This window comes from Pseudomonas sp. R5-89-07, assembly GCF_003851685.1.
In the GTDB taxonomy this organism is placed as follows: Bacteria; Pseudomonadota; Gammaproteobacteria; order Pseudomonadales; family Pseudomonadaceae; genus Aquipseudomonas.
Genome location: NZ_CP027727.1, coordinates 2,565,030 through 2,591,145 on the forward strand (window position 1 = coordinate 2,565,030; position 26,116 = coordinate 2,591,145).

Genomic DNA, 26,116 nt, shown 5'->3' on the forward strand with positions numbered 1-26,116 from the left:
CTATCGGGGGCAAGCCCCCTCCCACATTTTTGATCTCCAGTGTTTGGGGGTTATTGCGCCAGCCAGCCACCATCGATATTCCACGCCGCGCCCCGTACCTGGCTGCCGGCCTCGCTGCATAAAAACAGCACCAGCTCGCCCAGTTGCGGCGGCGTGACGAATTCCAGCGACGGCTGTTTCTCCGCCAGCAGATCATGCTGCGCCTGTTGCGGGTCCACCCCGCTGGCCGCGCGATCATCGATCTGCTTCTGCACCAGCGGCGTCAGCACCCAGCCGGGGCAAATGGCATTGCACGTCACGTTGCTGGTCGCGGTTTCCAGGCCCACCACTTTGGTCAGGCCGATCACCCCGTGCTTGGCCGCTACATAGGCCGCCTTGCCCACCGAACCCACCTGGCCGTGCACCGAGGCGATATTGACGATGCGCCCCCAGCCCCTGGCCTTCATGCCCGGCAGGCTCAAGCGCGTGCTGTGGAACACCGACGACAGGTTGATGGCGATGATCGAGTCCCAGCGCTCTACTGGAAAGTCTTCCACCGCCGCCACGTGCTGGATGCCGGCGTTATTGACCAGAATGTCCACGCCGCCGAAGTCGCGCTCGGCATAGGCCAGCATCTCGGCGATCTGCGCCGGGTCGCTGACGTCTGCCGGGTGGTGCCCGACCTTGCCACCAAACGCCTGCACCTGGGCGATCACCGCGCTGGCATCGCCGAAGCCGTTGAGGATCAGGTTGGCGCCGGCCTTGGCCAGGCTCAGGGCAATGCCCAGGCCGATGCCGCTGGTGGAACCGGTGACCAGGGCGGTCTTGCCGTTCAATGTCGTCATGAAAACCTCACACGATGCCGGTGGCGTAGAAAGTACCGATCACCACGAACACCGCGAGGGTCTTGATGATCGTGATGCCGAAAATGTCCTTGTAGGCTTCGCGGTGGGTCAACCCGGTCACCGCCAGCAGCGTGATCACCGCGCCGTTGTGGGGCAGGGTGTCCATGCCGCCGCTGGCCATGGCCGCCACCCGGTGCAGCACTTCAAGGGGGATATTGGCCGCATGGGCCGCTGAAATAAAGCTCTCGGACATCGCGGCCAGGGCGATGCTCATGCCGCCCGACGCGGAGCCGGTGATGCCCGCCAGCAAGGTCACGGTAATGGCTTCGTTGACCAGCGGGTTGGGGATGCCCTTGAGCCAGTCCGCCAATACCAGGAACCCCGGCAGCGAGGCGATCACAGCACCAAAACCGTATTCGGAGGCGGTGTTCATTGCCGCCAGCAGCGCGCCGCTGACCGCACTCTTGCTGCCTTCGGCCAGCTTGCTTTTAATCGCCGAAAAACCGCACACCAGCACCACGATGATCCCCACCAGCAACGCCGCCTGCACCGCCCAGATCGCGGTGAGCTTGGCAATGTCGGTGGTCACCGGGGTGCTCATGCCCGGCAGGCTGAGGCTGTGGGTCTTGCCGTACCACTGCGGGATCCAGTGGGTGAACAGCAGGTTCATCACCCCCACCAGAATCAGCGGTGACAGCGCGACCCATGGGTTGGGCAGGCTCAGGTTGTCGGCCGTCTCCGGCTCGTTGCGCAGCTCTGTGCCATAGCCTTCACCCGCACGCTGGGCCTTGTTGCGCTGGCGCGACAGGTAGAGCATGCCGGCACAGAACACAAAGATCGTACCGATCAGCCCCAACCACGGCGCCGCCCAGGCGGTGGTGTTGAAGAAGGTGCTGGGGATGATGTTCTGGATCTGCGGCGTGCCGGGCAGGGCGTCCATGGTGAACGAGAACGCACCGAGGGCGATGGTCGCCGGGATCAGGCGCTTGGGAATATTGCTCTGGCGAAACATCTCCGCGGCAAACGGGTACACCGCAAACACCACCACAAACAGCGACACGCCGCCATAGGTGAGCAGGGCGCAGACCAGCACGATCACCAGCATCGCCTGGCGCGTACCGAGCAAACGGATCGCGGCGGCGACAATCGAGCGCGAAAATCCCGACAGCTCGATCAGCTTGCCGAACACCGCACCGAGCAGGAACACCGGGAAATACAGCTTGATGAAACCAACCATTTTCTCCATGAACACCCCGGTAAAGGCCGGTGCGACAGCGGACGGGTCGGTCAACAGAACAGCGCCGAGGGCGGCGATAGGGGCAAACAGGATAACGCTGTAGCCACGGTAGGCAGCCAGCATCAGCAGCGCCAGGGCTGCCAGGGCAATGATCACACTCATGGTGTGTCTCCATCGAATTGTTATTTTTGTGGGGTAGCAGTTAAGCGGTGCTATAGCGAGATATATGCCAGTTGCTTAACTTATTGAAATTAAACGATTTTTATCCTTTTGGTTCAGTGAATTTCCGATTTTGTCTCAATTTTGAGACCAGCGCTGAACAAATGTGGGAGGGGGCTTGCCCCCGATGGCGGTGGATCAGCCGGTACAAACATGGACTGGACCATTGCTATCGGGGCAAGCCCCCTCCCACAGGAGTCTGTCTTGATAGTGGGATTTGAGTCTCATTAATGAGACTAGGCGATCCCCAACGCCACCATCTTCTTGTACAACGTCGACCGCCCGAGCCCCAGCCGCTGCGCCGCTTCCACCACATTGCCCCCGCAGGCTTGCAGCGCCGCACCAATCACCTGCCGATCAAAGCGCTCCCTGGCGGCGCTGAACGTTTCTGCCTCTATCGACATCACCGTGTTGCGCTCAACCGGTGTAAAAGTGCCAATCGCCGCCCGAATCTCCCCGGCGTTCAACACCAGGTCATCACTCAGCAACGCTGCCCGCTCAAGCACATTGCGCAGCTCACGGATATTCCCCGGCCACGCATGCTGCGCCAACAGCGCCAGGGCTTCGCGGTCCAGTTCATGTTGGCTGCGCAGTTCTTCAAGGATGGCTTCGCTCAGCGCCGGAATATCCTCCAGCCGTTCCCGCAGCGGCGGCACCTGGATCGGCAACACGTTCAGGCGGTAGTACAAGTCCGCCCGGAACTCGCCGCGCTTGATCGCCGCTTCCAGGTCCATGGAGGTCGCCGCGATGACCCGCACATCGCTGTGCAGCATTTCGTTGGAGCCCACCGGCTCGAATTCCTTTTCCTGCAACACCCGCAGCAGCTTGCTCTGCAGCGGCAGCGGCATATCGCCGATTTCATCAAGGAACAGCGTGCCGCCCTGGGCAATCTGGAACTTGCCCGGACGGCCCTTGCGATCCGCGCCGGTAAAGGCGCCTGGCGCGGTGCCGAAGAATTCGGCTTCGAGCAGGTCGTGGGGAATCGCCGCGCTGTTGATGCTGACAAAGGCTTTGTGCGCACGCGGCGACGCGCCGTGAATGGCCTGGGCGAGCAATTCCTTGCCGGTGCCGGTTTCGCCCAGAAGCAGCACCGGCGATTCGGCGCTGGCGCTGCGCCGCGCACGGCGCTTGACTTCAAGGCTGGCGGCGCTGGTGCCGATAAAATGCGCGAAGTTGTATTTGCTCTGGCGTGAGCGCAGCAACGAGCGGGTCGACGCCAGTTCCTGCTGCAGGCTCAGGTAGCGCTCGATCAGCGGCGACAGGTTGCGCAGCTCATCGAACAGCGCAAACCCGATCGCACCAATCACCGCGCCGGCATCGTCGTGGATCGGCAGGCGCATCACCACCAACGGGCCCTTGGGCGTGTCCTGGATGTCCAGCAGAATCGGCCGGTCGTTGCGCACCACCTGGCGCAACAGGCTGTTGGAAATCACCTGCTCGCAGGGTTGGCCGATGGCCTGCTCGGCGCTCTTGAGGCCGAAACGCTTGGCGTAGCGCTCGTTCATCCAGACGATATTGGCATCACGGTCGACAATTACCGTGCCTTCGCTGGACTGCTCGATGATCTCGAACAGCGACTGAATGGCCAGGCCGCGAACGTGTGGGTAGTCCTTGAGGCTGGTACTCATGCGTGCAGAATCCTGTAGGCGCGAGCTTGCTCGCGAAGGTCGTCAGCAGTAATGCGGTATATCTGGAAAAAACGTGGCGTACTTGAGTTTTTTCGCGAGCAAGGGCTAGCCGCCCGCCTCGCTCCTACAAGGGGATATGCGCCGCTGCCAGAAGCTCCTTGGTGTAGGGATGCTGCGGCGCCTCGAACACGCTGTGGCTGGGGCCGCGCTCCACCACTTTGCCGTCCTTGACCACAATCATATCGTGGGCCATCGCCCGCACCACCGCCAGGTCATGGCTGATGAACAGGTAAGTCAGGCCGTATTTTTCCTGCAATTCGCGCAACAAAGCCACCACTTGTTTTTGCACTGTACGGTCCAGCGCGGAGGTCGGTTCATCCAGTAGCATCAATGCCGGCTTGAGCACCAGCGCCCGCGCAATCGCAATGCGCTGGCGCTGGCCGCCGGAAAATTCGTGCGGGTAACGGTGCCGGCTGGCAGGGTCAAGGCCGACGTCCTTGAGCACCTGGATCACCTGGGCTTCGCGCGCATCGAGGCTGCACGGCGCGTGGACTTCCAGGCCCTCGCTGATGATCTGCTGCACCGACATGCGCGGGCTCAGGCTGCCATAGGGGTCCTGGAACACCACCTGCATCTGCTTGCGCCATGGGCGCATTTGCCGGTGGTTGAGCGGGTCTAGGGCTTCACCCTGGAAGCGGATGCTGCCGGTGGAGTCGAGCAAGCGCAGGATCGCCTGGCCCAGGGTCGACTTGCCCGAGCCGGACTCGCCCACAATCCCCAGGGTCTTGCCACGTTGCACGCTGAGGCTGATACCGTCCACCGCCTGCAGGTAGCGCTTGCGCCGCAACAGCCCGCCGCCAAGGGCAAACTGCACGCTCAGGTCGTTAACCTGCAACACCGTCTCGCGCTCGTCGCCGCACAACACTTCGGCCGAGGGCTCGGCGTCCAGCAGCAGGCGGCTGTAGGGATGCTGCGGCGCGGTGAACAAGGTCTTGCAGTCGGCCTGCTCGACGATCTCGCCGGCGCGCATCACGCACACCCGCTGGGCAATGCTGCGCACAAGATTGAGGTCGTGGCTGATCAGCAGCAGTGACATGCCCAGGCGTTGCTGCAAAGACTTGAGCAGCAGCAGGATCTTGCGCTGCACAGTCACGTCCAGCGCGGTGGTGGGCTCGTCAGCGATCAGCAGCTCCGGCTCGCAGGCCAGGGCCATGGCGATCATCACCCGCTGGCGCTGGCCACCGGAGAGTTGGTGCGGATAGGCCTTGAGCCGCTCCTGGGGTTTCTGAATACCCACCAGGTCGAGCAGCTCGAGGATCCTTGCCTGCGCCGCCTTGCCGCCCAGGCCCTTGTGCAGCAGCAGGGTTTCGCCGATCTGTTTTTCGATTGTGTGCAGCGGGTTCAGCGAGGTCATCGGCTCCTGGAAGATCATGGCGATGCGGTTGCCGCGCAGCTTTTGCAGGGCCGCAGGCGAGGCGCCCATCAGTTCCTGGCCGCGATACTTCACCGAGCCGGTGCTGTGGGTGCCGGCTTCGGGCAGCAGTTGCAGGATCGAGTGGGCGGTCACCGACTTGCCCGAGCCTGACTCGCCTACCAGCGCCAGGCATTCGCCGGGGCGCACGTCCAGGCTCACATTGCGCACCACGGTGTGGCCGCTGAAGGCCACGCTGAGGTCACGGATTTCGATCAGGTTCATACGCAGTCACTCATGAGCGAGGGTCGAAGGCATCACGCAACGCCTCGCCGATAAACACCAGCAGCGACAGAATCAGCGCCAGGGTGAAAAACGCCGTCAGGCCCAGCCAGGGCGCTTGCAGGTTCTGTTTGCCCTGGGCGATCAACTCGCCCAGCGACGCACTGCCGGCCGGCATGCCGAAGCCGAGGAAATCCAGGGCGCTCAAGGTCGAAATCGCCCCGGTCAGGATGAACGGCAAATAGCTCAGGGTGGCAGTCATCGCATTGGGCAGGATATGCCGGCCAATGATCTTGCCGTCGCCAAGGCCCAGTGCGCGTGCGGCCTTGACATACTCCAGGTTGCGCCCGCGCAGGAACTCGGCGCGCACCACATCCACCAGCGCCAGCCAGGAAAACAGCGCCATGATGCCCAGCAACCACCAGAAATTGGGTTCGACAAAGCCCGACAGGATAATCAGCAGGTACAGCACCGGCAGCCCGGACCACACCTCCAGGATGCGTTGCCCCAGCAAGTCCACCCAGCCGCCGTAGTAACCCTGCAACGCCCCGGCGGCGATGCCGATGGCGGCGCTGATCGCGGTCAGCGCCAGGGCAAACAGGATCGACACCCGCGCGCCGAAGATCACCCGCGCCAACACATCCCGCGACTGGTCATCGGTGCCCAGCCAGTTCACCGTCGATGGTGGGCTGGGGGCAGGGCGGGTCAGCTCGTAATTGGGCGTGTCGTCGCTGAACGGGATCGGTGGGAACAGCATCCAGCCGCCGTCCTGCTTGATCAGCCGTTGCACGTAGTCGCTGCGGTAGTCGGCCTGGAACGGCAATTGCCCGCCGAACTGCTGCTCGGTGTAGCGCTTGAACACCGGGAAATACAGCTCGTTCTTGAAGCTGAGCACCAGGGGCTTGTCATTGGCGATCAATTCGCCATCCAGGGTCAGGATAAACAAGCCGATAAACAGCCAGAGAGACCACCAGCCCCGGCGATTCTTCTTGAAACGCTCGAAACGCCGACGGGCCACGGGAGACAGGTTGAGCATCAGGCGTTCCTCGCGGCGAAGTCGATACGCGGGTCCACCAGGGTGTAACACAGGTCACCGATGAGTTTTATCAAGAGCCCGAACAGGGTGAAGATGAACAGCGAACCAAACACCACCGGGTAGTCCCGCGACACCGCCGCCTCATAGCTCATGCGGCCCAGGCCATCGAGGGAAAAGATCACTTCGATCAGCAGGGAACCGGCGAAGAACACGCTGATGAACGCCTGGGGAATTCCGGAAATCACCAGCAGCATCGCATTGCGAAACACATGGCCGTAGAGCACGCGGCGCTCGCTCAAACCCTTGGCGCGCGCGGTGACCACGTACTGCCGGGTGATTTCGTTGAGGAACGAGTTTTTGGTGAGGATGGTCAGGGTGGCGAAACCACCGATCACCAGCGACGTGACCGGCAATACCAGGTGCCAGAAGTAGTCGGCGATCTTGCCGACGGTGCTCAGTTCTTCGAAGTTTTCCGACACCAATCCGCGCACCGGGAACCAGTTCAGGGACGTGCCGCCGGCAAACACCACGATCAAAAACATCGCGAACAGGAATGCCGGCATGGCATAGCCGATCACGATGGCGGTGCTGCTCCACACGTCAAAGCTGCTGCCATGGCGTACGGCTTTGCGGATGCCCAGGGGGATCGACACCAGGTAAGTAATCAGAGTGGCCCACAGGCCAAGGGAAATGGTGACCGGCATCTTCTCCAGGATCAGGTCGATCACCGTCGAGCCGCGAAAGAAGCTGTTGCCGAAGTCCAGTTGGGCGTAGCTCTTGAGCATCAGCCACAGACGTTCCGGCGCAGGCTTGTCGAAACCGTATTGCTTTTCGATGTCCTTGATCAGTTTCGGGTCCAGGCCGCGACTGGCCCGCGAGCCGCTGATGCCTTCGCCTGAACCACCGCCGACAGCGCCGCCGCCGATGCCTTGCAGGTGGGCAATGGCTTGTTCGACCGGGCCACCTGGTGCGGCCTGTACGATCACGAAATTCACCAGCAGGATGATGACCAGGGTCGGGATTATCAGCAGCAGGCGCCGCACGATATAGGCAAACATCAGCGAGCCTCCCCGCGTTTTTCAAGCTCGGCGCGCATCTGCTCGTTGGTCAGTGGCGTCGGGCTGACTTCCCACCAGGTTTCCAGGGCTTCATCGTTTTTCGCCTCGATGGCCGGGCGGCCGAAGCGGTTCCACCATGCGGCGGAGGTGCCGGGCGGGTAATAGTTGGGAATCCACAGGTAGTTCCATTGCAGAACCCGATCCAGCGCATGGGCGTAGGTGAGCATCTGTGCCTGGGTGTCGGCCTTGACCAGGCCCTTGATCAGGCGGTCGACGGCCGGGTCCTTGAGCGCCATGTAATTGTTGGCACCCGGATCGAACGCCGCGGTGGAGCCGAAGAAATTGTACAGCTCCATGCCCGGCGAGGTGGTGACTGGAAACCCGGTGACGATCATGTCGTAATCCCGTGCCATCAAGCGGTTGACGTACTGGGAGGAGTCGATGCGGCGGATATTCAAGGTGATGCCGATTTGCGCCAGGTTGCGTTTGTACGGCAGCAATAGACGTTCCAGGCCCGCCTGGGCATTGAGGAAGGTGAACGCCAGCGGCTCGCCCTCGGCGTTGACCAGTTGGTCGCCTTCAGGCTTCCAGCCGGCTTCCTCCAGCAGGGCCAGGGCCTGCAGCTGCTTGTCGCGGATCATGCCGCTGCCATCGGTGACGGGCGCCTTGAACACCTGGGTAAACACTTCATCGGGGATCTGCCCGCGCAGGGGTTCCAGGATCGCCAGTTCTTCCTGGGTCGGTAACTGGGTGGCGGCAAGCGGGCTGTTGGAGAAAAAGCTCTGCTGGCGGATGTACAGGTTGCGCATCATCTGCCGGTTGGCCCATTCGAAATCCCACAGCATGGCCAGGGCCTGGCGCACCCTGCGGTCCTTGAACATCGGCTTTTGCACATTGAACACATAGCCCTGGGCCGGTTGCGGCATCTCCTTGGCCAGATGGGCGCGTTGCAGGCGGCCATCGTCGAGGGCCGGGCCGTTATAGCCGATGGAATAGCCCGTGGCGGAAAACTCCCGATTGAAATCGTACGCGCCGCCGCGCAGCACCTGGCGCGCCACTTCGGTGTCGCCGAAATACTCAAGGCTCAGGTGATCGAAGTTGTACAGGCCACGGCTGACCGGCAGATCCTTGCCCCACCAATCGGGGTCGCGGGTAAAGGTAATGGTGTTGCCGGCGTCGATCTTGCTGACCTTGTACGGGCCGCTGCCCAGCGGGGCTTCATAGCCGCCTCCGTTGGCGAAGTCGCGGGTCTTCCACCAATGTTCGGGGAACACCGGCAGGGTGGCGATATCCAGGGGCAGGGTGCGGTTTTCATTGCTGGAAAAGTCGAAACGCACCTGGCGCTCGCTTTCCACTTCGACGTGCTTGACGTCGGCGAACAGCGTACGAAAGCGCAGACTGCCTTGGGTCATCAACAGGTCGAAGCTGTAACGCACGTCTTCGGCGGTGATGGGTTTGCCATCGGCAAACCGCGCCTTGGGGTTGAGGTAAAAACGCAGCGACAGCCCGTCGTCGGCGCGTTCCATCTTCTGCGCGACCAGGCCGTAGACCGTATAGGGCTCGTCCAGGGAGCGCTGGGCCAGCGGTGCATAGAGCCAGCCATCGACCTGGGACACACCGATGCCTTTATCGACATACGGCAATACATGGTCGAAGCGCCCGATTTCCAGGGCGGAGCGGCGCAGGCTGCCGCCTTTGGGGGCATTGGGGTTGGCATAGTCGAAATGGCTGAAACCGTCGGCGTACTTGGCCGGCTCGCCGTACACCGTGAGGGATGCTTGGGGCGCCGCGATCACGGCGTTGCTGGTCAGGAACACGACCAGGGTGATGCTGAACAGTTTTGGAAAAGCCAATCGCATTATCAGCCTTGAGCGCGGATGAACAAGAATAGAGAGCTGTACGTTAACGGCTTAAGCGTCGTCAGTCATCACATGCACAACGGCCCGCCAAATGGCGGGCCGTTGTCTACAGCATCAGCACAGACCGGATCAGTCCTGGCGGCTGGTAACTTCCAGCAGGTGATAACCGAACTGGGTTTTCACCGGGCCTTGTACGGTATTGACCGGGGCGCTGAAAACGACGGTGTCGAATTCCTTGACCATCTGGCCTGGACCAAACGAACCCAGGTCACCACCTTGACGGCTGGACGGGCAGCTGGAGTTGGCTTTGGCGATTTCTGCGAAATCAGCGCCGCCTTCGATCTGGGCCTTGAGTTCGTTGCACTTGTCTTCAGTGGAAACGAGGATGTGGCGGGCGGTGGCTTTGGCCATGGGGAATAACTCCTTGAGTGAAAGACGGTGAGCCTACCGGATTCAGGCGGTTATTTCCTGGCAAAGTTCCCACCACTTGCCTGGGCGGTTCACGAACGGCTTGGCGCGTAGGGTTCAAGCCAAAACGATGTAGTCGTTACGCTGGACAATGGGGGCGTGTGGGCCATGCACAAGATGGATATAACGGCCGCCCACCAAGTCGATAGGCAGGCAGTCGTCAATATCCATTACCGCATCGGAATGCCCCTGGGACCAATGGCGCAACAGCTGCTGCTTGCCCTTGCTCATCGCCTCCCGTTTGTCGCGCGCGACCAGCAACAGATAGTGATGGTCCTCGCCGAAGCGGTTGGCCTGGTAGCCGCCGAGGTTGATGAAATACAAGTGAGGCGCATCGCCGTGCGGTGCCAACGGGCTGAGTTCGACCTTCCAGCCATCGACCCCATCGACCGCCATCCACGAATCGATGTGCACGCCCTTGGGGCTGCCGAACCAGGCTTCGCGCAATTGCGGGTAGGTGGCTTGAAGCGTGTCCGCAACGGCAAACACGACATCGTGTACTTCGATCCGGGCCCTGGGGTGCTTGCCCCCGAGCATGACAACGAACAGCATTGCGGATGATTCCTGGCGATTGATCAGAGGCCAACCATACTGCGATTGAACCCTTTTGTCCGGTCAATGCCACACTGTTAATTCGCCAACTCATCAGGAGGTTGTCATGCGTACTATCGATCTGGCGGGCGTTCCCGTCCCTGTCATCGGCCAGGGAACCTGGCGCATGGGCGAAAACCCGAACCAGCGCCGCGCCGAAGTTACCGCATTGCAACTGGGTATCGACGAGGGCCTGACCCTGATCGACACCGCCGAGATGTATGGCGAGGGCGGCGCAGAGGAGGTGGTCGGTGAGGCCATCAAGGGTAGGCGCGACCGGGTGTTCCTGGTGAGCAAGGTCTACCCGCACAATGCCAGCAGCCAGGGCGTGCCCCGCGCTTGCGATTCGAGCCTTCAGCGCCTGGGTACCGACTACATTGATCTGTACCTGCTGCATTGGCGTGGCCAGTACCCCCTTGCAGAAACCGTCGAAGCGTTCGAGCGTTTGCGCGAAGCCGGCAAGATCGGCCGTTGGGGTGTCTCCAACTTTGATGTGGCAGACCTGCAGGAGCTGGCGTCCCCCGTCTGTGCGACCAACCAGGTGCTTTACAACATTGAAGAGCGGGGTATTGAATTCGACCTGCTGCCATGGTGGCAACAGCACCATTTGCCATTGATGGCTTACTGCCCTATCGCCCAAGGCGGCGAGCTGTTGGACAGCCCGACACTCAAGCAGATCGCCCATCGTCATGAGGCCACCACCGCGCAAGTCTCCCTTGCCTGGGTCTTGCGTCAAGAAGGCGTGATCGCCATCCCGAAGGCAGTAACGCCCGACCACATACGGCAAAATGCCGCTGCTGCGAAGCTGGTGTTGGACGAGCATGACCTGGACGCGATCGACCGCGTGTTTGGCGCGCCCAAGCGCAAGCACCCGCTGGCCATGGTATAGCGCTGGCAGGAACGGTACCTTCCCTGGACCGTTCCCGCATCAACCGCGGTTAGCCAGTCACTGGACTGCGCCAGTCGTCCGAGCCGGAAGTGCCGGCTACTTCATGTGTCCAGACGATTTTGCGATAGGTGAAATACACGTCCTCCAGATGGGTGAAATGGGCATTGTCCGGGTCCTGGCAATTGGGCATGCGTGACTGGATGTCCACAATCGTTGCGCCTTCCAGTTCAATGGTGAAGTAGTGCTCCTGGGTGCCTGCCGAAGAGGTGCGAAACCATTCCAGCCGGCACGCCACTTCTTCCCCGGACGTCAGTGCGCTGAAGAGCAGGGGCGAGGATTTGTCGAACACCTTGCTGATCATCAGCGGTTTGTGCACGCGCTGGCCGGTGGGCTGGCCCGATTGCGGATCGCGGGGAATGATCACCTGATGCGCAAACGCCTGCACCAGAATCTGATCCTCATGGCCTTCCTGATAAATGTTTCCTACTGAGTCCTGGGTGAATGTACCTGCGGTGATCAAGCCTTGTTTGACACCGGTGACGGAGAGGTACGCGGGTGTTGGCATGACGGGTTTCCTTGTCTGATTGAGTAGGTGCTGCCGAACGGCGAGATTGCCGGTCGGGCAAATACCTATAACAAAAAGCGTGCCCGAAATTGTGTGGGTCAATGAAATCAAGCTGGGGGGCTTTACAAAGTTTCATAGGGGGGGAAGTTGTGGGGTTTATCTCGGTTTTTAGTGTTTTAAGTTGCGCATAAGTGCGCAGTTAATTGCTCACTTCGATAAGTGAGTGGTTAGGCGCAGGTGGCGGTTGATTCTGGGTTGTAGAACTTGATTGAGTGCGCAAAACTCTGCGCAAGCCACTGTTTTTAAAGGGCTGTAGGAAATTCCTTAAGTCCCGATCTACGGCTTGCTGATTGTTTTCTTGATGGCTAAGGTTCGTTCACTTCGTTGCGTGTTGAACGAACATTAAGCGGAGCTCTTGTCCGTACTTCACGGTATCGAGTTTGCCTGTTCAGCCTTCATAGTTGTGTGCGGCCCAAAAATGGTTCATTCGAAAAATCTCTCTGTTTATTACCAGGAACTTGCACGAACACCTTGTTCGTCAGGCAGTTTCGCCGGTAATGACGTGCGTTTTTCAAATGAGTTTGAAACCGTGGAAGCCGAGGTCGCCAAGACACAATCCATACATGGCGCAAGCTTGCCGGATTGGCAGCAGGTGTGCGAACTCAGCGAGCGAATGCTGCGTGAGCAATCCAAGGATCTGCGCGTCGCTGTGTGGCTCACCTGGGCACTGCACCAGCGCGATTCATTTGAGGGGTTACAGGCCGGTCTCGTGCTGCTGGTTTACCTCTGTGAGCATCACTGGGAGGTGGTCTATCCCACCAAGCTGCGCACCCGCGTCGCCGCGTTCGCCTGGCTGGTGACGCGCCTCGACCCGCTCTTCTCGCAAAACCTGTCTGTTGTAGACCCGTTGCCCTTGTTCCAGGCGCTAGAGGCAAATCTGGTGCGCCTTGATGAACTATTGAGCGAGCGTTTTGGTAGTGACGCCCCAGTGTTGTTGCCGATCCGGCGACAACTGGCGGAGCGGGTGGCGCGTGCCACGCAAGGTGCGGCTGAGCCAGCGGGCATTGCGGGCGCTATTGCCCAGGTCAAGCAGGCGACCACGCAGTTGCTCAAGCCTGAGGCGCCAATCAACAACGAAAGAGACGCCCAAAAGGTGCTGCGCGCCTTACAGGAGCAGGCCCGTCCGTTATGCGCCTGGTGGTTGCGCCAGAATGCCACCGACCTGCGGGCCCTGCGTTTGGGGCGCACCCTGGCCTGGTTGAGCCTGGTCAATTATCCGGATACCGACAGTGAAGGGGTAACGGCACTTCGCCCGCTGGCTCCCGACAAGCTTAAACGCTATCAGGATCGTCTTGGACAAGGTCATCACGCCGAACTGTTGCTTGAACTCGAGGGCAGCCTGGCGGGCGCATTGTTCTGGTTCGATGGGCTGCGCATGGTCTGGGAATGCCTTGAAGCTTTGCATGCAAACCTGGCCATGACCGAACTGGAAACCAGCTTCGCCCTGTTATTGCAACGTTTGCCGAACCTGCCTGAACTGCGCTTCGCCGACGGTACGCCATTTGCGGCCCCGCAAACCCGTGAGTGGATCGCGCACCACGTGACCCGCCACCTGCACAAAGCCGAACCTTTCAATGCGGCCGCCGATGTCGGCAGCGAGCCCTGGGAAGCCGCGCTGCAGGCCGTCATGCCCAACTTGCGCAAGGAGGGCCTCAAGGCAGCAGTCGGCGTGCTCAAGCAGGGTTTGCATAGCGCGTGCAGTGAACGCGCGCGCTTTCATTGGCGGCTGGCACTGGCCAGGTTGTGCATGCGGGCGGGCAAGCCTGAACTGGGCAGGATCCAGCTGGAACAACTGGACCTCGAACTACAGCATGCGGGCCTGGACCGCTGGGAACCGGACCTGGCCCTGCACGTGGCTCGGCTTCTGTATCGCTGCTATGACCTGTTGCCACAAAGCCACGCCGTGCGCGAAAGCAGGAGCGCCACACACCGTCGGTTGTGCCATTTCGATCTGCAAGCAGTACTCGATTAACCATCATCAAAAAGGAGAAACACCATGGCCAAAGACGGTTCGGTGGCGCCCAAGGAACGTATCAATATCACCTTCAAACCCGCCGTCGGCGGTGCACAGGAGGAAGTCGAGCTGCCGTTGAAACTGCTGGTGCTGGGAGATTTCTCACAGCGTGAGGATCCGCGCAAGCTTGAGGACCGCAAGCCTATCGGGATCGACAAGAACAGCCTAGATGAAGTGTTGGCCAAACAGGCCCTTAACCTGACATTGAGCGTGCCCAACCGCCTTCAGGAAGAAGCTGACGTTGAAGAGCTGGCGATCCAGGTTCGGATCAACTCGATGAAGGACTTCAACCCCGCCAATCTGGTCGAGCAAATACCGCAATTGCAAAAGCTGATGGTGCTGCGCGAGGCATTGGTGGCGCTCAAGGGGCCACTGGGCAACACCCCGAGCTTTCGTAAAGCCATCGAACAGGCACTGGCCGATGACGACTCCCGTGCGCGGGTACTGGCCGAGTTGGGGCTCGGCGGCGCCGATGCCGAACCTCTTCAGTAAAAGGACACTGACACCATGACAGCTACCCAGCACAACTCGCAGCACCTGCCCGAAACCGCCGATGAGCACAGCATTCTTGACAACATCATCGCCCAGACATTGCTGAGTGCCGATGACGAGGCCTACAGCATTGCCAAGCGGGGCGTATCGGCGTTTATCGAAGAACTGGTTAAGCCCCACAACCGCGAAGAACCGGTCAAGAAACGTCTGGTCGACCGGATGATCGCCGAGATCGATGCCAAGCTCAGCCAGCAGATGGACGAGATTCTGCACCACCCGGACTTCCAGGCACTGGAGTCGGCGTGGCGAGGGCTGCAACTGCTGGTCGAACGCACCGATTTTCGCGAGAACATCAAGATAGAGCTGCTGAATGTCTCGCGACAGGACCTGCTGGACGATTTCGAGGATTCCCCCGAAGTTACCCAGTCGGGGCTTTACAAGCATATCTACAGTGCGGAATACGGCCAGTTTGGCGGCCAGCCTGTCGGCGCGATCATCGCCAACTACTTCCTTTCACCCAGCGCGCCTGACGTGAAACTCATGCAATACGTGTCCAGTGTCGCCGGTATGGCCCACGCACCGTTCATCGCTGCCGCCGGGCCCGCTTTCTTTGGTCTGGAGAGCTTTACCGGTCTACCTGACCTCAAGGATCTTAAGGATCATTTTGAAGGCCCGCAGTTTGCCAAGTGGCAGAGCTTTCGCCAAAGCGAAGATGCGCGCTACATCGGCCTCACCGTACCGCGTTTTCTGCTGCGCACGCCGTACGACCCCCTTGAGTGCCCGGTCAAGACCTTTGCCTATCAGGAAAACGTGGTCAACAGCCACGAGCACTATCTGTGGGGCAATACGGCCTACGCCTTCGCCACTCGGCTGACCGACAGTTTCGCGCGCTTTCGCTGGTGTCCGAACATCATCGGCCCCCAGAGTGGCGGGGCGGTCGAGGACCTGCCGTTGCATCACTTCCAGAGCATGGGTGAGATAGAAACCAAGATTCCGACCGAAGTACTGGTTTCAGACCGTCGCGAATACGAGCTGGCACAGGAAGGGTTCATCGCCCTGACGATGCGCAAGGGCAGTGACAACGCGGCTTTCTTTTCCGCCAGTTCGGTGCAGAAGCCCAAGACGTTCGGCATCAGCGAAGAGGGCAGGGCAGCCGAGCTGAACTACCGGCTCGGTACCCAGTTGCCGTACATGATGGTGGTCAACCGCCTGGCCCATTACCTCAAAGTGCTGCAGCGTGAACAATTAGGCTCGTGGAAGGAGCGCACCGACCTGGAGCTGGAACTCAACAAGTGGATTCGCCAATACGTGGCGGACCAGGAAAACCCCAGCGCCGAAGTGCGCGGTCGCCGGCCATTGCGTGCAGCGCGCATTGTCGTCAGTGATGTCGAGGGTGAGCCGGGCTGGTACCGCGTCAGTTTGAGCGTACGGCCGCATTTCAAGTACATGGGGGCGGACTTCACCTTGTCTCTCGTCGGCAAGCTCGACAAAGAATGAGGCGAGGCCAGGGCATGCGCCATCCCAATAGCCTTTTCGAGCGCCTCGAGACCGATGCGTCCGCCAGCGCGTGCCGCGCGATGTCCGTCGCCGCGCATCTGACGAAAATGCTCAGCACCCGCGCCGGCAGTGTCCTGGCGCTGCCGGATTACGGCTTGCCCGATCTCAACGATATGCGGCTCAGCCTGCATGAATCCCTGACCCAGTCGCGCCTGCGGATCGAGCGCTTCATTCAGGATTATGAGCCACGACTGGTGAATGTGCGCGTCAGGGTGCTTCCGCGTGTTCAGGACACTCTGGCATTGGCATTTGCCATTGATGCCTGGCTGCTCGTTGACGGTGGCACGCAGCCGATCGTGTTCCATGCGCGCCTGGCTGATGCTGGGCAGGTAGAGGTCTGCGCAGATGGCCTTTAACCGCTACTTTCAAAGCGAACTCAGTGCCCTGCGCCAACTCGGTCGGCGCTTTTCCGAGCGCAACCCGGCGCTGGCACCGTTTCTCGCCGAGACCGGACAGGACCCGGATGTCGAACGTTTGCTTGAGGGCTTTGCGTTTCTGACCGCGCGCCTGCGCCAGAAGCTGGATGACGAGCTGCCTGAGTTGACGCATTCCCTGATGCATCTGTTATGGCCCAATTACATGCGGCCCATGCCTGCTTTGAGCATCCTGCAATTCGACCCGCTGAAATGCGCCGGCCCCAGCATTCGAGTGGCGCGGGATACCGCCGTGGAAAGCGTGCCGATCCAAGGTGATCGTTGCCGATTCAGAACGTGCTATGCCACCGATGTCATGCCTTTGCAACTTCGCAGCCTGGATTACACCTGCCAGGGCAAAGTGGAGTGGTTAGACCTTCGCCTGACCCTGAGCGCAGAGGGCAATTTCAGTGCGCTGACTTTCGGTTCGTTGCGACTGCACCTGGCCGGCGACCACTATGTGAGCCAAGGCCTCTATCTCGGGTTATTGCGACATCTGAACGGCATCCATCTGCAGCTGTTGGACCAGAACGGTTTGCCGCTCGACGGCATTGATGGTCAACCTGCGGCAGTACGGCTTAGCGCCAGTCAGGTTCAGCCGGTGGGCTTTGCAGAGGAACACGCGCTTATTCCATACCCGCGAAATACCTTCGGTGGTTATCGCTTCCTGCAGGAGTACTTCACGTTTCCCGAGAAGTACCTGTTTGTGGATGTACAAGGGTTGGATGCACTGCATCGTTTGCCCCAGGATGTGCTCAAGCAGGCACACGGCATGAGGTTGCGCTTTGAGCTGCGCACCCAGGGCCATGCGCTCCAACGCCCCACCCTGGACAACGTCAAGCTGTACTGCACGCCGATCGTCAACCTGTTCAATCACGATGCGATACCCATTCGGCTGGACGGAAAACAGGATGAATACCTGCTGTTGCCGGGAGAATATGCTCGCGCAAATGCCGCAGTGTTTTCGGTTGACCGCGTCACCGGATGGCGCCCCGGTGGCTTGGGGCATCAAACGTACGTGCCCTTTGAGTCATTCGAGCATGACATTGATGTGAAGGCATCGGGCCCGCGCGCCAGCTTCAGCATCCGTCAACGGCCTTCGGCACACCATGACGGGCTTGATACCTGGATAGGGGTTGGCGATAGGCGCGAACAGGGCCCGGAAACCCTTTCCCTTGAGCTGACCTGTACCAATGCTGGCTTGCCGCGACAATTACGGGCAGGTGAGATCAACCAGCCCAGCGAGCGCACGCCTGAGTCATTGACGTTTAGCAACATCACCGCGCCAACCGCGAGTTTCGCGCCGCCACTGGACCAGGATTATCTCTGGAAGCTAATCAGCAACATGTCGCTCAACTATCTATCGCTGACCGATATCAACGCATTGAAAGTGATTCTCGAGACCTACGACCTGCCGCGCTTTCACGATCGGCAGGCGCTGAAAATCAGCCAGAAAAAGTTGGGCGCGCTGCGCTCCATCCAGCACGAAGCGGTTGACCGGTTACACCGTGGCCTGCCGATTCGTGGGTTGCGGGTGGACCTGACGGTGGATCCCCAGGGGTTTGCAGGCCAAGGCGATCTGTTTGTGTTTGCTTCGGTCCTCAACCAGTTCTTTGCGCTCTATGCCAGCCTCAATTCGTATCACGAGTTGCGCGTGATCAGCACACAAGGAGACGTGTATCGATGGCCGTTCCGGATGGGGCAGCAACCCCTGCTTTGACTCAGCTTCGCCGTGCTATCCGTGAATACACCCTGTTCCAGGCGGTGATACAGGTGATCGCACGCTTGCGTGAAGCTCATCCACTGCTGGATGAGGAAGCGCTGTACGACCTGCTGGAATTCCAGGCCAATCCCGGCCTGGGGTTTGCGGGGCACGATATTGACCGCCTGGAGTTTTTCATGGACCAGAGGGGCTTGCGGGCGCGCCTGCGCATCAATGTGCTGGGGTTGTTCGGTGCGGGCTCACCCTTGCCTGCGTTTTATGCTGAACAGGCGTTTGCAGAGCGAGCAGGAGGCAACCCTACGCGGGACTTCCTCGATATGTTCCACCATCGCCTGCACCGTCTGTTGCTACCGATCTGGCGCAAATACCGTTACCGGACTTGTTTTCAACAGGGCGCCAGTGATGCGTTTTCGCAGCACATGTTTGCGCTGATCGGCCTCGGCAGTCACGCGATACGAGGCGTCTCGCGGCTCGATTGCAAGCGCTTGCTGCCTTACCTCGGGCTGCTGAGCCTGCGAGCGCACTCGGCTGCGCTGATAGAGACCGTGCTGCGGTATTACTTCAAGCATGCGTCGGTGTTCATCGAGCAATGGGTCGAACGCACGGTGGACGTTGTGCATTCGCAGCGCAATGACCTGGGCCAGGCCAACTGCGCGCTGGGTGAGGATCTGGTGTTGGGGCATCGGATCGCTGACCGCAGCGGCAAGTTCAGGGTGCATATCACAGGGTTGGCCTGGGAGCACTTTCACGATTTTTTGCCAACAGGAACGGCCTATGTGCCTGCCTGTTCACTTGTGCGCCTAACCGCGCCGGACGCATTGCAATTTGACCTGCGCCTGGTGCTGGCACCCGGCGAGATCAGGGCATTGCACATCGGCAAGAGCAATGTGTGCCGCCTGGGTTGGACCAGTTGGTTGGAACACGAGCGAGCGGATGGTGCGATCACGCTTGCCAGCCATTTTCATTAAGGATCGATGAGTATGATTAATGTGGACCTGCAACAACTAATCCGTACATTGACGGCCCAGACCCGTCAGGATCTGACGCACTCGGCCGAACGCTGCATGGCGCGTGGTGGTCGTGAAGTGTTGGTGGAAGACCTGCTTCTGGCCTTGCTTGAGCATCCCACGGGGCTGATGGCCAAGGTCCTGGAGGATGCCAGTGTTTCCATGGGCGAACTGCAAGCCGCCTTGCAGCCCAGGAGTGAGCAGAGCGCTACACGCAACCCGGTGTTTGCCCAGGCTTTGGTGCGGTGGCTACAACAAGCCTTGATGGTTGCGCACGTAGAGTTGGGCCAACGTTTTGTCGACCACGGTGCGCTGTTGTTGGCACTTTTACAGCACCCGCAGGAGCACGCGGGCAGTGGCTATCATGCGCTGCTCAGCCGCCTGGACACTGGCAGGCTGCGTGATTTTCTGATGAGCCAGCCAGTTGAGAGACAGCCGATTGCCGTTGAGTCGCTGTTGCAGCGCTTCACCCAGGACCTCACCCAGCAGGCCCGTGAAGGCCGGATAGACCCGGTGCTGTGCCGTGAGCGTGAAGTCCGCCAACTGATCGATATTCTGGTGCGGCGGCGAAAGAACAACCCGATTCTGGTGGGGGAGGCCGGGGTAGGAAAAACGGCGATCGTTGAAGGGCTGGCGTTGCAGATCGCCGCTTTACAGGTGCCTGAAGTCCTTAAGGCGGTTCGCGTGCTGACCCTGGATATGGGCTTGTTGCAAGCGGGCGCTGGCATCAAGGGGGAATTCGAGCGGCGTCTCAAGGGCGTGATCGATGAAGTGAACGCATCGCCGCAACCGGTGATCCTGTTTATCGACGAAGCCCATACCTTGGTTGGCGCTGGTGGCCAGCCGGGAGGCCTGGACGCGGCCAACCTGCTCAAGCCAGCGCTGGCTCGCGGCTCATTGCGTACGATCGCCGCCACCACTTGGTCGGAATACAAGCAGTACATCGAAAAGGACCCGGCATTGGCACGGCGGTTCCAGCCGGTACTGGTCGAGGAGCCAAATGTCGAGCAGGCCGTGTCGATTCTGCGTGGACTGGTGCCTGTTTATGAAGCGAGTCATGGCGTGTATATCCGTGATGATGCCGTGGCGGCGGCTGCTCACATGAGCGCACGCTATCTTGTCGGTCGACAGCTGCCGGACAAGGCCGTGGACGTGCTGGACACTGCTTGTGCCAGTGCTCGCACACGTCAGGCAATGCCGCCCGAGGCATTGCAGGCGCTACGCGTAGAGCTGATCGAAGGTCAACGGCAGGCGCGGGCGTTGAGTCGGGACGCCGAGGTCGGGTTGCCGGTAGATGCGCAGGCCTTGCAGGCATTGAAACTGCAACTGGAAACCCTCGAACCTGAGCGCCAGATACTTGAGCAACAGTGGCTTGAGCACGGCGGGCAACCATTGCTAAAACCTGAAGTATGCCCGCGCGGCGTAGCCCAGGTCATCAGCGCCTGGACCGGTATTCCCGTCGCGCAATTGGCCCTTGAACCGAACGAAAAAGTGCTGGGTTTTGCCGAGGCCATGCGTGCACGCGTGCTTGGGCAGGAACACGCGGTGCAGGCCCTGGATCGCGCCTTGCGTGCGGTCGCCGCCGGACTTAGCAAGGCCGATGCCCCGGTCGGGGTGTTTCTGCTGGTGGGGCCAAGTGGTGTCGGCAAGACAGAAACGGCCCTGGCCCTGGCTGATCTTTTGTATGGCGGTGAACGGTTTGTAACAACGATCAATATGTCGGAATACCAGGAGAAGCACGCGCTTTCCCGATTGATCGGTGCGCCACCGGGTTATGTCGGTTACGGCGAGGGTGGGGTACTGACCGAAGCCGTACGCCAGCGACCCTATTCAGTCGTGCTGCTCGACGAAGTGGAAAAAGCCGATCCGCAGGTGTTGAACCTGTTTTACCAGGTCTTTGACAAAGGGCGAGCGAATGATGGGGAAGGGCGGGAAATCGACTTTCGCAACACCGTGCTGCTGATGACTTCCAACCTCGCAAGCGACTGTATCAACGCGCTTTGCACCGGCGGTCAACGACCAGAGCCCCAGGTGCTGCAAGACGCTATCTACCCGGTGCTGCGTGCGCACTTCAAGCCCGCATTGCTCGCCCGTATGCGTGTCGTACCGTATTACCCGATTGAGGAGAACGTGCTGCGCGATGTGGTGGAACTCAAACTTGCCAGCCTTGGCCAACGGTTGCATCCACGCAAGCTGGCATTCACCTACACACCTGAATTGGTTGCACACATAACCGAACGTTGTGCTGACGACGACAGCGGCGCGCGGTACATCGACCAGTGGCTCGAGCGACAGTTATTGCCGCAGATGGTGGACGGTCTGCTCGACGCCATGGCCGTGGATGCGCCGGTCTCCCTGGTTCATGCCCGATTGGATGGCAACGGCCTGCCTGTCTGCGAGTTCAGCCAATGAGCGAAAACAACCTGACCCAACTGCCTGACCCGCTTGCCCATGCCAGCGCCTTGATTGGCTGTTTCACCTGTATAGGCCTGGACAATGACAGCGCTTCACTGCCTGGTGCGTGCGTCTCGGCAGCGGCCCAGCTGAGTCACTGCGAACTCTGCCAGTTGTACCGGCTTGATGAAGTGACTGGGCGGCTTGATCTGATCGCCCAGCACCCGAGCGCGACGCCCTCGCTGGCGGATGCAGCTTCCAGGATCGATCGGCGACACGTGTCTTTGCTGCGTGACACGGTCGACCAAGGCGTTGTCGTCAGCGTGAGTGATGTGCAGAACAGTACCTACGACACGGCTTTTCTGCCGGAACTCGCGTCACCTTGGCATGCGCTCTTGAGCGTGCCGTTGTTCAACCGCCTCAATACGGTCACGGGCGTGCTGCTATGCGCTGCTCAACACCCGGCACCGTTGCTGGGTTATGCGTCCTCGCTTGGCCAGTTCGGCAGCTTCGCCTTGCACCAATTGGCCCTGTTGCGCAGCCTGCGGTGGGTGCCGGCTGTCGCACCGCCAGCGCGCGGAGTATCGCTGACAAACACGTATGGCCTGATCGGCAGCAGCACGGCAATGGCGCAAACCTGCCAATTGATCAGCAAGGTGCTGCATACCCCGTATACCGTTCTGCTGCGGGGAGAAACCGGCACCGGTAAAGAGGTGGTGGCCCGAGCGATCCATATGGCAGGGCCGCGCGCGGCCAGGGCTTTCGTGGTGCAGAACTGCGCTGCGTTCCCTGAAGGCTTGTTGGAGAGCGAGCTGTTCGGCTACCGAAAAGGCGCGTTCACCGGCGCCGAGCGCAACTATGCAGGGCTATTCGACGCCGCAGACGGCGGCACGTTGCTGCTCGACGAAATTGGCGATATGCCACTGTCCCTGCAAGCCAAGTTGTTGCGGGTATTGCAGGAAGGGGAGGTTCGCCCATTGGGCGCCAGCGCCGCCCACAAGGTTGATGTACGTATCATCGCGGCGACCCACCGTGACCTGGCCGCCATGGTCGCCGAAGGCAGCTTTCGCGAAGACCTTTATTACCGGCTTGCCCAGTTCCCCATCCAATTGCCTGCCTTGCGTGAACGAGACGGGGATGTGCTGCAACTGGCACGTCATTTTGCCGACAAGGCGTGCGCCAGCCTGGGAAGGGCACCTGTGGAGTGGTCGAATATTGCCCTTGATCAACTGTCGAGCCATGCCTTTCCCGGCAACGTACGTGAACTCAAGTGCCTGGTGGAGCGTGCCGTTCTGCTGTGTGACGACAACGTGATTCTGCCGGAGCACCTGCCGCTACCCCAGGCACAGGTCCCAACCACCGCTGATGACATAACGCTACGCCAGCGCATGGAGCGGGTAGAGCGCGTATTCCTGCTCGACTGCCTGCAGAAAAATCGCGGTAACCGAACCCGTACGGCGCGTGAGCTGGGCGTCGCACGGCGCACGCTGCTGTATCGGCTTGCCCGCTTGAACATTCCCTGCGGTGATGCCAGTGCGGAGCGTTGAGCCGTGCGCCGCAGGTTTGTCCCCATCGTTGCTGCCGCCACCAATAGCAGACGGCGGAACTTTTAACCCTGGAGAAACCTGATGCCTGATCGTCCATGGCGCTTCGTCCTGCTTATGTTGTGTTTGCTCGGCGGCTGTAACGCCAACTATGTATTCGATGATGCCCAATACCGCCCGTTGGGTGAGTCTCAGGCGGTGACCCATGGCCGATGAAAAGGAGGAAGCCTGACCATGCAGCTTGTGTTTGAGGTATGTGAGGTGGCAGACGGTAACCCTGTGTCCACGGTACGCAAAGTCTTTGACGGCGTGGGCGGCGTGATTGGCCGTGGCTCCGGTTGTGACTGGGTAATCCACGATCCCAGCCGCTTGCTTTCCAGTCACCACGGTTTGGTGGGTTGCCGGGAAGGCCGTTACTTTCTCACCGATATCAGCAGCAACGGTATCGGCATGGCAGGTAGTTGCGAACGTCTGCGCAAAGGACAGGCGCGCTTGATCGAGGATGGCGACGTATTCGAACTGGGAGCGCTGTCGATACGCGCGCGGTTGATGGAGCCCGTTCAACCTTTCGGTGAGCAGCCGGTCATCACGGGAGTGCCGATTCCCGATGATGCTTTCCTGGCGCTGGACCCGCTGCAGGCGCTGGATCTCGAACACCAGCGGCAGAGCACCTCGGATGAGCTTGAGGCATTGAGTGCTGGCGTTGGCGAGCCTGGGGCTTGGGCGGATCGTCATGCCGCCGATCGCGAACAGGTGGCGATGCCGCGCCGGGTTGAACCCGCCAACGAGCTTCCCAGGGTCGATTCTGGTGCCCTGGCGTCGCCGTCAGATGATGTCTTCTGGATGGAGTTTGCCGCGGCGCTGGGGCTTGACCTGGGCAAGCTTGATCACGTTGCTCGAAAGGCGCTGGCCATCAAGGTGGCGCGCCTGTTTCGGCTGGAGGTTGAACGGCTGCAACACAACCGGGCCTATGAAGAACAGGTGCGCCTGATCTCAACCCTGCACAGCGATTATCCAGGATGATGTTCATGTATCGAGTCACCCTCACGCCCCTGTTGCTCACGCTCGGCCTGTTGGCTGGCTGCAGTGCCGTATCGCCTTTCTCGACATTGACCAAACTCGACCTGCTGCTGACCGCCAGTGAGCAGGTCAACCCAGACCTTCATGGCAGACCCTCCCCAGTCGTGCTGCAGCTGATTGAACTGCGTCATGGCGTAGCCTTTGAGAATGCCGACTTCTTCAGCCTGTATGACCACGCCGAGCAAGTATTGCCAAAAGATTGGGTGAGCAGCGAAGAAATTGAACTGCGCCCAGGGGATCGACTGGCGCTCAAGCTGAGCGTCGGGCCAACAAGTCGTTTTGTGGGCGTGCTGGCGGCGTATCGGGACTTGCCGCACGTTCAATGGCGGCTGCTCGTTCCGCTCGCCGCGCGACAATTGAACCGTGCCGAGCTGGTGCTGGATCAGGACGGTATCCGGCTTGCCGACCCGCGCTCTGACAAAGAGGTGCAGTGATATGCACGCCCATAAAGTCATTTGGCAGGAAGGCATGCTGTTGCGGCCACAGCACCTGCAGCACAACGACCGTCATTACCAGCAACAGCTCAACCAGACGCGTTTGTTGAGCCCTGACGCTTGGGGGTTCCTCACGCTGGAACTCGATGTGCAGTACCTCAACCTCGGTAAATTGGTGGTCACTCAAGCCAGTGGGGTGTTGCCGGACGGTAGCCTGTTCGATCACGGCACCGCCATGGAACCGTTGGTATTGCAGGTGCCAGCCAACTCAGGGGAACAGGCAGTTTACCTGGGGCTGCTGCTGGCGACAGGCAATCAGACCGAAACCCGCCAACCGGAGCAGGACGACGTGCTGGCGCGCTACCTTAGCTGTGAGGTTGAGGTCGGAGATTCCAACGCCAGGACCGACTCTCGTTGCCTCATTCAGTGCGCCCGGCCTGACGTGCGCCTGCTGTTGGGTGAGCAGCACCGGGAACAGGGCTTTGTCCGCCTCAAGATTGCTCAGGTGCTGGAGTCTACCGACGGGGGCGGCGTGCGCCTGGATGCGGGGTTCGTGCCTACGTTCATTTTCATGCAGGACCGCGGCTATGTAGCGTCTTGCCTCAAGGAGGTGATCGGCTTGCTCGCGTCGCGAGGCGACGCCATCGCGACGCGCATCCGCGGCGAGAGCACTGCTGGTGGTACGCAGGTTGGCGATTTTCTGATGCTGCAAGTGATCAATCGTACCGAGTTGGAGTTGCGGCACTGCTTGAGTCAGGCCCAGGTTCGCCCTGAAGCGGTGTTCCGCGCACTGTTGGCGCTGCTCGGTGAGTTATCGACCTTCGCCAGCGACAGCAAGCGCGCAGTGCTGGATGTGCAGTACCGGCACGCCAACCAGGGGGCCAGTTTTCGTGGGCTGATGGAAGCTGTCCGCGCCGTGCTGTCGGTTGTACTGGAACAACACTCCATCGAGTTGACCCTGCAACCACGTCAGTACGGTGTATTGGTTTGTCCGGTCAGCGACCTGAAATTGCTGGGTAGCGCGACGTTTATCCTGGCGGCCACCGGGCAGTGTGATTCGGAAGAATTACGCCAGCGCCTGCCGGCGCATTTGAAAGTCGGCCCCGTGGAGCGCATACGCGAGTTGGTCAATCTGCACTTGGCGGGTATCAAGGTCAAACCACTGCCTGTGGCGCCGCGCCAGATCCCGTTTCATGCCGCCAAGACCTATTTCATGCTGGATATGAGCGCCCGCGATATCGCGCAATTGGAACAGTCGGGTGGGTTCGCCTTCCATGTAGGGGGTGAATTCTCCGGGCTTGAGCTTACCTTCTGGGCCATCAGGAATTGAA

Annotated in this window: 23 protein-coding genes; 13 read left to right on the forward strand and 10 right to left on the reverse strand. The window is 60.4% G+C overall.

From position 1 onward, the window contains the following. Positions 1-50: 50 nt before the first annotated feature. The 9 genes from C4J94_RS11740 to C4J94_RS11780 form a co-directional block, all read right to left on the reverse strand. Complete coding sequence (locus tag C4J94_RS11740; protein ID WP_124386308.1) at positions 51-824, reverse strand: 3-hydroxybutyrate dehydrogenase; 774 nt, start codon at positions 822-824, stop codon at positions 51-53. Positions 825-831: 7 nt separating this feature from the next. Continuing rightward, complete coding sequence (locus C4J94_RS11745; RefSeq protein ID WP_124386309.1) at positions 832-2,223, reverse strand: GntP family permease; 1,392 nt, start codon at positions 2,221-2,223, stop codon at positions 832-834. 293 nt (positions 2,224-2,516) lie between these two features. Next, positions 2,517-3,908, reverse strand: coding sequence for a sigma-54-dependent Fis family transcriptional regulator (locus C4J94_RS11750; RefSeq protein WP_124386310.1), 1,392 nt, complete (start codon positions 3,906-3,908; stop codon positions 2,517-2,519). A 124-nt stretch (positions 3,909-4,032) separates the two neighbouring features. Then, positions 4,033-5,604, reverse strand: coding sequence for an ABC transporter ATP-binding protein (locus C4J94_RS11755; protein WP_124386311.1), 1,572 nt, complete (start codon positions 5,602-5,604; stop codon positions 4,033-4,035). 10 nt (positions 5,605-5,614) lie between these two features. Then, positions 5,615-6,637: an ABC transporter permease gene (locus C4J94_RS11760; RefSeq protein ID WP_164485570.1), complete on the reverse strand. Its 1,023-nt coding sequence runs from the start codon at positions 6,635-6,637 to the stop codon at positions 5,615-5,617. Continuing rightward, positions 6,637-7,695, reverse strand: a complete 1,059-nt coding sequence (locus C4J94_RS11765) for a microcin C ABC transporter permease YejB (protein WP_124386312.1) — start codon at positions 7,693-7,695, stop codon at positions 6,637-6,639. Before C4J94_RS11765 ends, C4J94_RS11760 begins: the two co-directional genes overlap by 1 nt. Next, a complete protein-coding gene (locus C4J94_RS11770) occupies positions 7,695-9,554 on the reverse strand; it encodes an extracellular solute-binding protein (protein WP_124386313.1) in 1,860 nt (619 codons plus the stop codon). The genes C4J94_RS11765 and C4J94_RS11770 overlap by 1 nt, the downstream gene beginning before the upstream one ends. A 129-nt stretch (positions 9,555-9,683) precedes the next feature. After that, positions 9,684-9,965, reverse strand: coding sequence for a peptidylprolyl isomerase (locus C4J94_RS11775; RefSeq protein WP_005788801.1), 282 nt, complete (start codon positions 9,963-9,965; stop codon positions 9,684-9,686). A gap of 114 nt (positions 9,966-10,079) precedes the next feature. Next, a complete protein-coding gene (locus C4J94_RS11780; RefSeq protein ID WP_124386314.1) occupies positions 10,080-10,574 on the reverse strand; it encodes a DUF1543 domain-containing protein in 495 nt (164 codons plus the stop codon). A 106-nt stretch (positions 10,575-10,680) separates the two neighbouring features. Between C4J94_RS11780 and C4J94_RS11785 the strand changes: the two genes are divergently transcribed. Further along, the gene (locus tag C4J94_RS11785; RefSeq protein WP_124386315.1) at positions 10,681-11,502 is read left to right on the forward strand and encodes an aldo/keto reductase; all 822 of its coding nucleotides are present in this window, start codon (positions 10,681-10,683) and stop codon (positions 11,500-11,502) included. A 49-nt stretch (positions 11,503-11,551) separates the two neighbouring features. Here C4J94_RS11785 and C4J94_RS11790 read toward each other — a convergent pair whose 3' ends face one another. Further along, a complete protein-coding gene (locus tag C4J94_RS11790) occupies positions 11,552-12,067 on the reverse strand; it encodes an Hcp family type VI secretion system effector (protein ID WP_124386316.1) in 516 nt (171 codons plus the stop codon). A 478-nt stretch (positions 12,068-12,545) separates the two neighbouring features. Here C4J94_RS11790 and tssA point away from each other — a divergent pair, with 478 nt between their 5' ends. From tssA to tssK, 12 genes are all read left to right on the forward strand, one after another. Further along, a complete protein-coding gene (tssA, locus tag C4J94_RS11795; protein ID WP_124386317.1) occupies positions 12,546-14,099 on the forward strand; it encodes a type VI secretion system protein TssA in 1,554 nt (517 codons plus the stop codon). A 24-nt stretch (positions 14,100-14,123) separates the two neighbouring features. After that, entirely contained in the window at positions 14,124-14,633 is a 510-nt protein-coding gene (gene tssB / locus C4J94_RS11800; RefSeq protein WP_124386318.1) for a type VI secretion system contractile sheath small subunit, read from the forward strand. Between the two features lie 15 nt (positions 14,634-14,648). Continuing rightward, on the forward strand, positions 14,649-16,130 hold the full coding sequence (tssC, locus tag C4J94_RS11805; RefSeq protein WP_124386319.1) for a type VI secretion system contractile sheath large subunit: 1,482 nt from the start codon (positions 14,649-14,651) through the stop codon (positions 16,128-16,130). A gap of 14 nt (positions 16,131-16,144) precedes the next feature. Further along, positions 16,145-16,546, forward strand: a complete 402-nt coding sequence (gene tssE / locus C4J94_RS11810) for a type VI secretion system baseplate subunit TssE (RefSeq protein WP_124386320.1) — start codon at positions 16,145-16,147, stop codon at positions 16,544-16,546. Then, positions 16,536-18,323: a type VI secretion system baseplate subunit TssF gene (tssF, locus tag C4J94_RS11815; protein WP_124386321.1), complete on the forward strand. Its 1,788-nt coding sequence runs from the start codon at positions 16,536-16,538 to the stop codon at positions 18,321-18,323. The genes tssE and tssF overlap by 11 nt, the downstream gene beginning before the upstream one ends. Next, on the forward strand, positions 18,287-19,294 hold the full coding sequence (tssG, locus tag C4J94_RS11820) for a type VI secretion system baseplate subunit TssG (RefSeq protein WP_124386322.1): 1,008 nt from the start codon (positions 18,287-18,289) through the stop codon (positions 19,292-19,294). Before tssF ends, tssG begins: the two co-directional genes overlap by 37 nt. Positions 19,295-19,300: 6 nt before the next feature. Further along, positions 19,301-21,745 (forward strand): AAA family ATPase, encoded by a 2,445-nt coding sequence (locus tag C4J94_RS11825; RefSeq protein WP_256657689.1) that lies wholly within the window; start codon positions 19,301-19,303, stop codon positions 21,743-21,745. Then, the gene (locus C4J94_RS11830; RefSeq protein ID WP_124386323.1) at positions 21,742-23,274 is read left to right on the forward strand and encodes a sigma-54-dependent Fis family transcriptional regulator; all 1,533 of its coding nucleotides are present in this window, start codon (positions 21,742-21,744) and stop codon (positions 23,272-23,274) included. The genes C4J94_RS11825 and C4J94_RS11830 overlap by 4 nt, the downstream gene beginning before the upstream one ends. A gap of 81 nt (positions 23,275-23,355) precedes the next feature. Then, positions 23,356-23,487 carry a type VI secretion protein gene (locus tag C4J94_RS11835; protein ID WP_124386324.1) on the forward strand — a complete coding sequence of 44 codons (132 nt, stop codon included), beginning with the start codon at positions 23,356-23,358 and terminating at the stop codon, positions 23,485-23,487. 18 nt (positions 23,488-23,505) lie between these two features. Then, positions 23,506-24,294, forward strand: coding sequence for a type VI secretion system-associated FHA domain protein TagH (tagH, locus tag C4J94_RS11840; RefSeq protein ID WP_124386325.1), 789 nt, complete (start codon positions 23,506-23,508; stop codon positions 24,292-24,294). 5 nt (positions 24,295-24,299) lie between these two features. Then, complete coding sequence (tssJ, locus tag C4J94_RS11845; protein WP_124386326.1) at positions 24,300-24,785, forward strand: type VI secretion system lipoprotein TssJ; 486 nt, start codon at positions 24,300-24,302, stop codon at positions 24,783-24,785. 1 nt (position 24,786) lies between these two features. After that, on the forward strand, positions 24,787-26,115 hold the full coding sequence (tssK, locus tag C4J94_RS11850) for a type VI secretion system baseplate subunit TssK (RefSeq protein ID WP_124386327.1): 1,329 nt from the start codon (positions 24,787-24,789) through the stop codon (positions 26,113-26,115). Position 26,116: the final 1 nt, after the last annotated feature.

Excerpts from the sequence above, each read along its gene's own strand:
- C4J94_RS11740 (WP_124386308.1), bottom strand. The coding sequence starts at position 824 with ATGACGACATTGAACGGCAAGACCGCCCTGGTCACCGGTTCCACCAGC.
- C4J94_RS11745 (WP_124386309.1), bottom strand. The coding sequence starts at position 2,223 with ATGAGTGTGATCATTGCCCTGGCAGCCCTGGCGCTGCTGATGCTGGCT.
- C4J94_RS11750 (WP_124386310.1), bottom strand. The coding sequence starts at position 3,908 with ATGAGTACCAGCCTCAAGGACTACCCACACGTTCGCGGCCTGGCCATT.
- C4J94_RS11755 (WP_124386311.1), bottom strand. The coding sequence starts at position 5,604 with ATGAACCTGATCGAAATCCGTGACCTCAGCGTGGCCTTCAGCGGCCAC.
- C4J94_RS11760 (WP_164485570.1), bottom strand. The coding sequence starts at position 6,637 with ATGCTCAACCTGTCTCCCGTGGCCCGTCGGCGTTTCGAGCGTTTCAAG.
- C4J94_RS11765 (WP_124386312.1), bottom strand. The coding sequence starts at position 7,695 with ATGTTTGCCTATATCGTGCGGCGCCTGCTGCTGATAATCCCGACCCTG.
- C4J94_RS11770 (WP_124386313.1), bottom strand. The coding sequence starts at position 9,554 with ATGCGATTGGCTTTTCCAAAACTGTTCAGCATCACCCTGGTCGTGTTC.
- C4J94_RS11775 (WP_005788801.1), bottom strand. The coding sequence starts at position 9,965 with ATGGCCAAAGCCACCGCCCGCCACATCCTCGTTTCCACTGAAGACAAG.
- C4J94_RS11780 (WP_124386314.1), bottom strand. The coding sequence starts at position 10,574 with ATGCTGTTCGTTGTCATGCTCGGGGGCAAGCACCCCAGGGCCCGGATC.
- C4J94_RS11785 (WP_124386315.1), top strand. The coding sequence starts at position 10,681 with ATGCGTACTATCGATCTGGCGGGCGTTCCCGTCCCTGTCATCGGCCAG.
- C4J94_RS11790 (WP_124386316.1), bottom strand. The coding sequence starts at position 12,067 with ATGCCAACACCCGCGTACCTCTCCGTCACCGGTGTCAAACAAGGCTTG.
- tssA (WP_124386317.1), top strand. The coding sequence starts at position 12,546 with ATGGTTCATTCGAAAAATCTCTCTGTTTATTACCAGGAACTTGCACGA.
- tssB (WP_124386318.1), top strand. The coding sequence starts at position 14,124 with ATGGCCAAAGACGGTTCGGTGGCGCCCAAGGAACGTATCAATATCACC.
- tssC (WP_124386319.1), top strand. The coding sequence starts at position 14,649 with ATGACAGCTACCCAGCACAACTCGCAGCACCTGCCCGAAACCGCCGAT.
- tssE (WP_124386320.1), top strand. The coding sequence starts at position 16,145 with ATGCGCCATCCCAATAGCCTTTTCGAGCGCCTCGAGACCGATGCGTCC.
- tssF (WP_124386321.1), top strand. The coding sequence starts at position 16,536 with ATGGCCTTTAACCGCTACTTTCAAAGCGAACTCAGTGCCCTGCGCCAA.
- tssG (WP_124386322.1), top strand. The coding sequence starts at position 18,287 with ATGGCCGTTCCGGATGGGGCAGCAACCCCTGCTTTGACTCAGCTTCGC.
- C4J94_RS11825 (WP_256657689.1), top strand. The coding sequence starts at position 19,301 with ATGAGTATGATTAATGTGGACCTGCAACAACTAATCCGTACATTGACG.
- C4J94_RS11830 (WP_124386323.1), top strand. The coding sequence starts at position 21,742 with ATGAGCGAAAACAACCTGACCCAACTGCCTGACCCGCTTGCCCATGCC.
- C4J94_RS11835 (WP_124386324.1), top strand. The coding sequence starts at position 23,356 with ATGCCTGATCGTCCATGGCGCTTCGTCCTGCTTATGTTGTGTTTGCTC.
- tagH (WP_124386325.1), top strand. The coding sequence starts at position 23,506 with ATGCAGCTTGTGTTTGAGGTATGTGAGGTGGCAGACGGTAACCCTGTG.
- tssJ (WP_124386326.1), top strand. The coding sequence starts at position 24,300 with ATGTATCGAGTCACCCTCACGCCCCTGTTGCTCACGCTCGGCCTGTTG.
- tssK (WP_124386327.1), top strand. The coding sequence starts at position 24,787 with ATGCACGCCCATAAAGTCATTTGGCAGGAAGGCATGCTGTTGCGGCCA.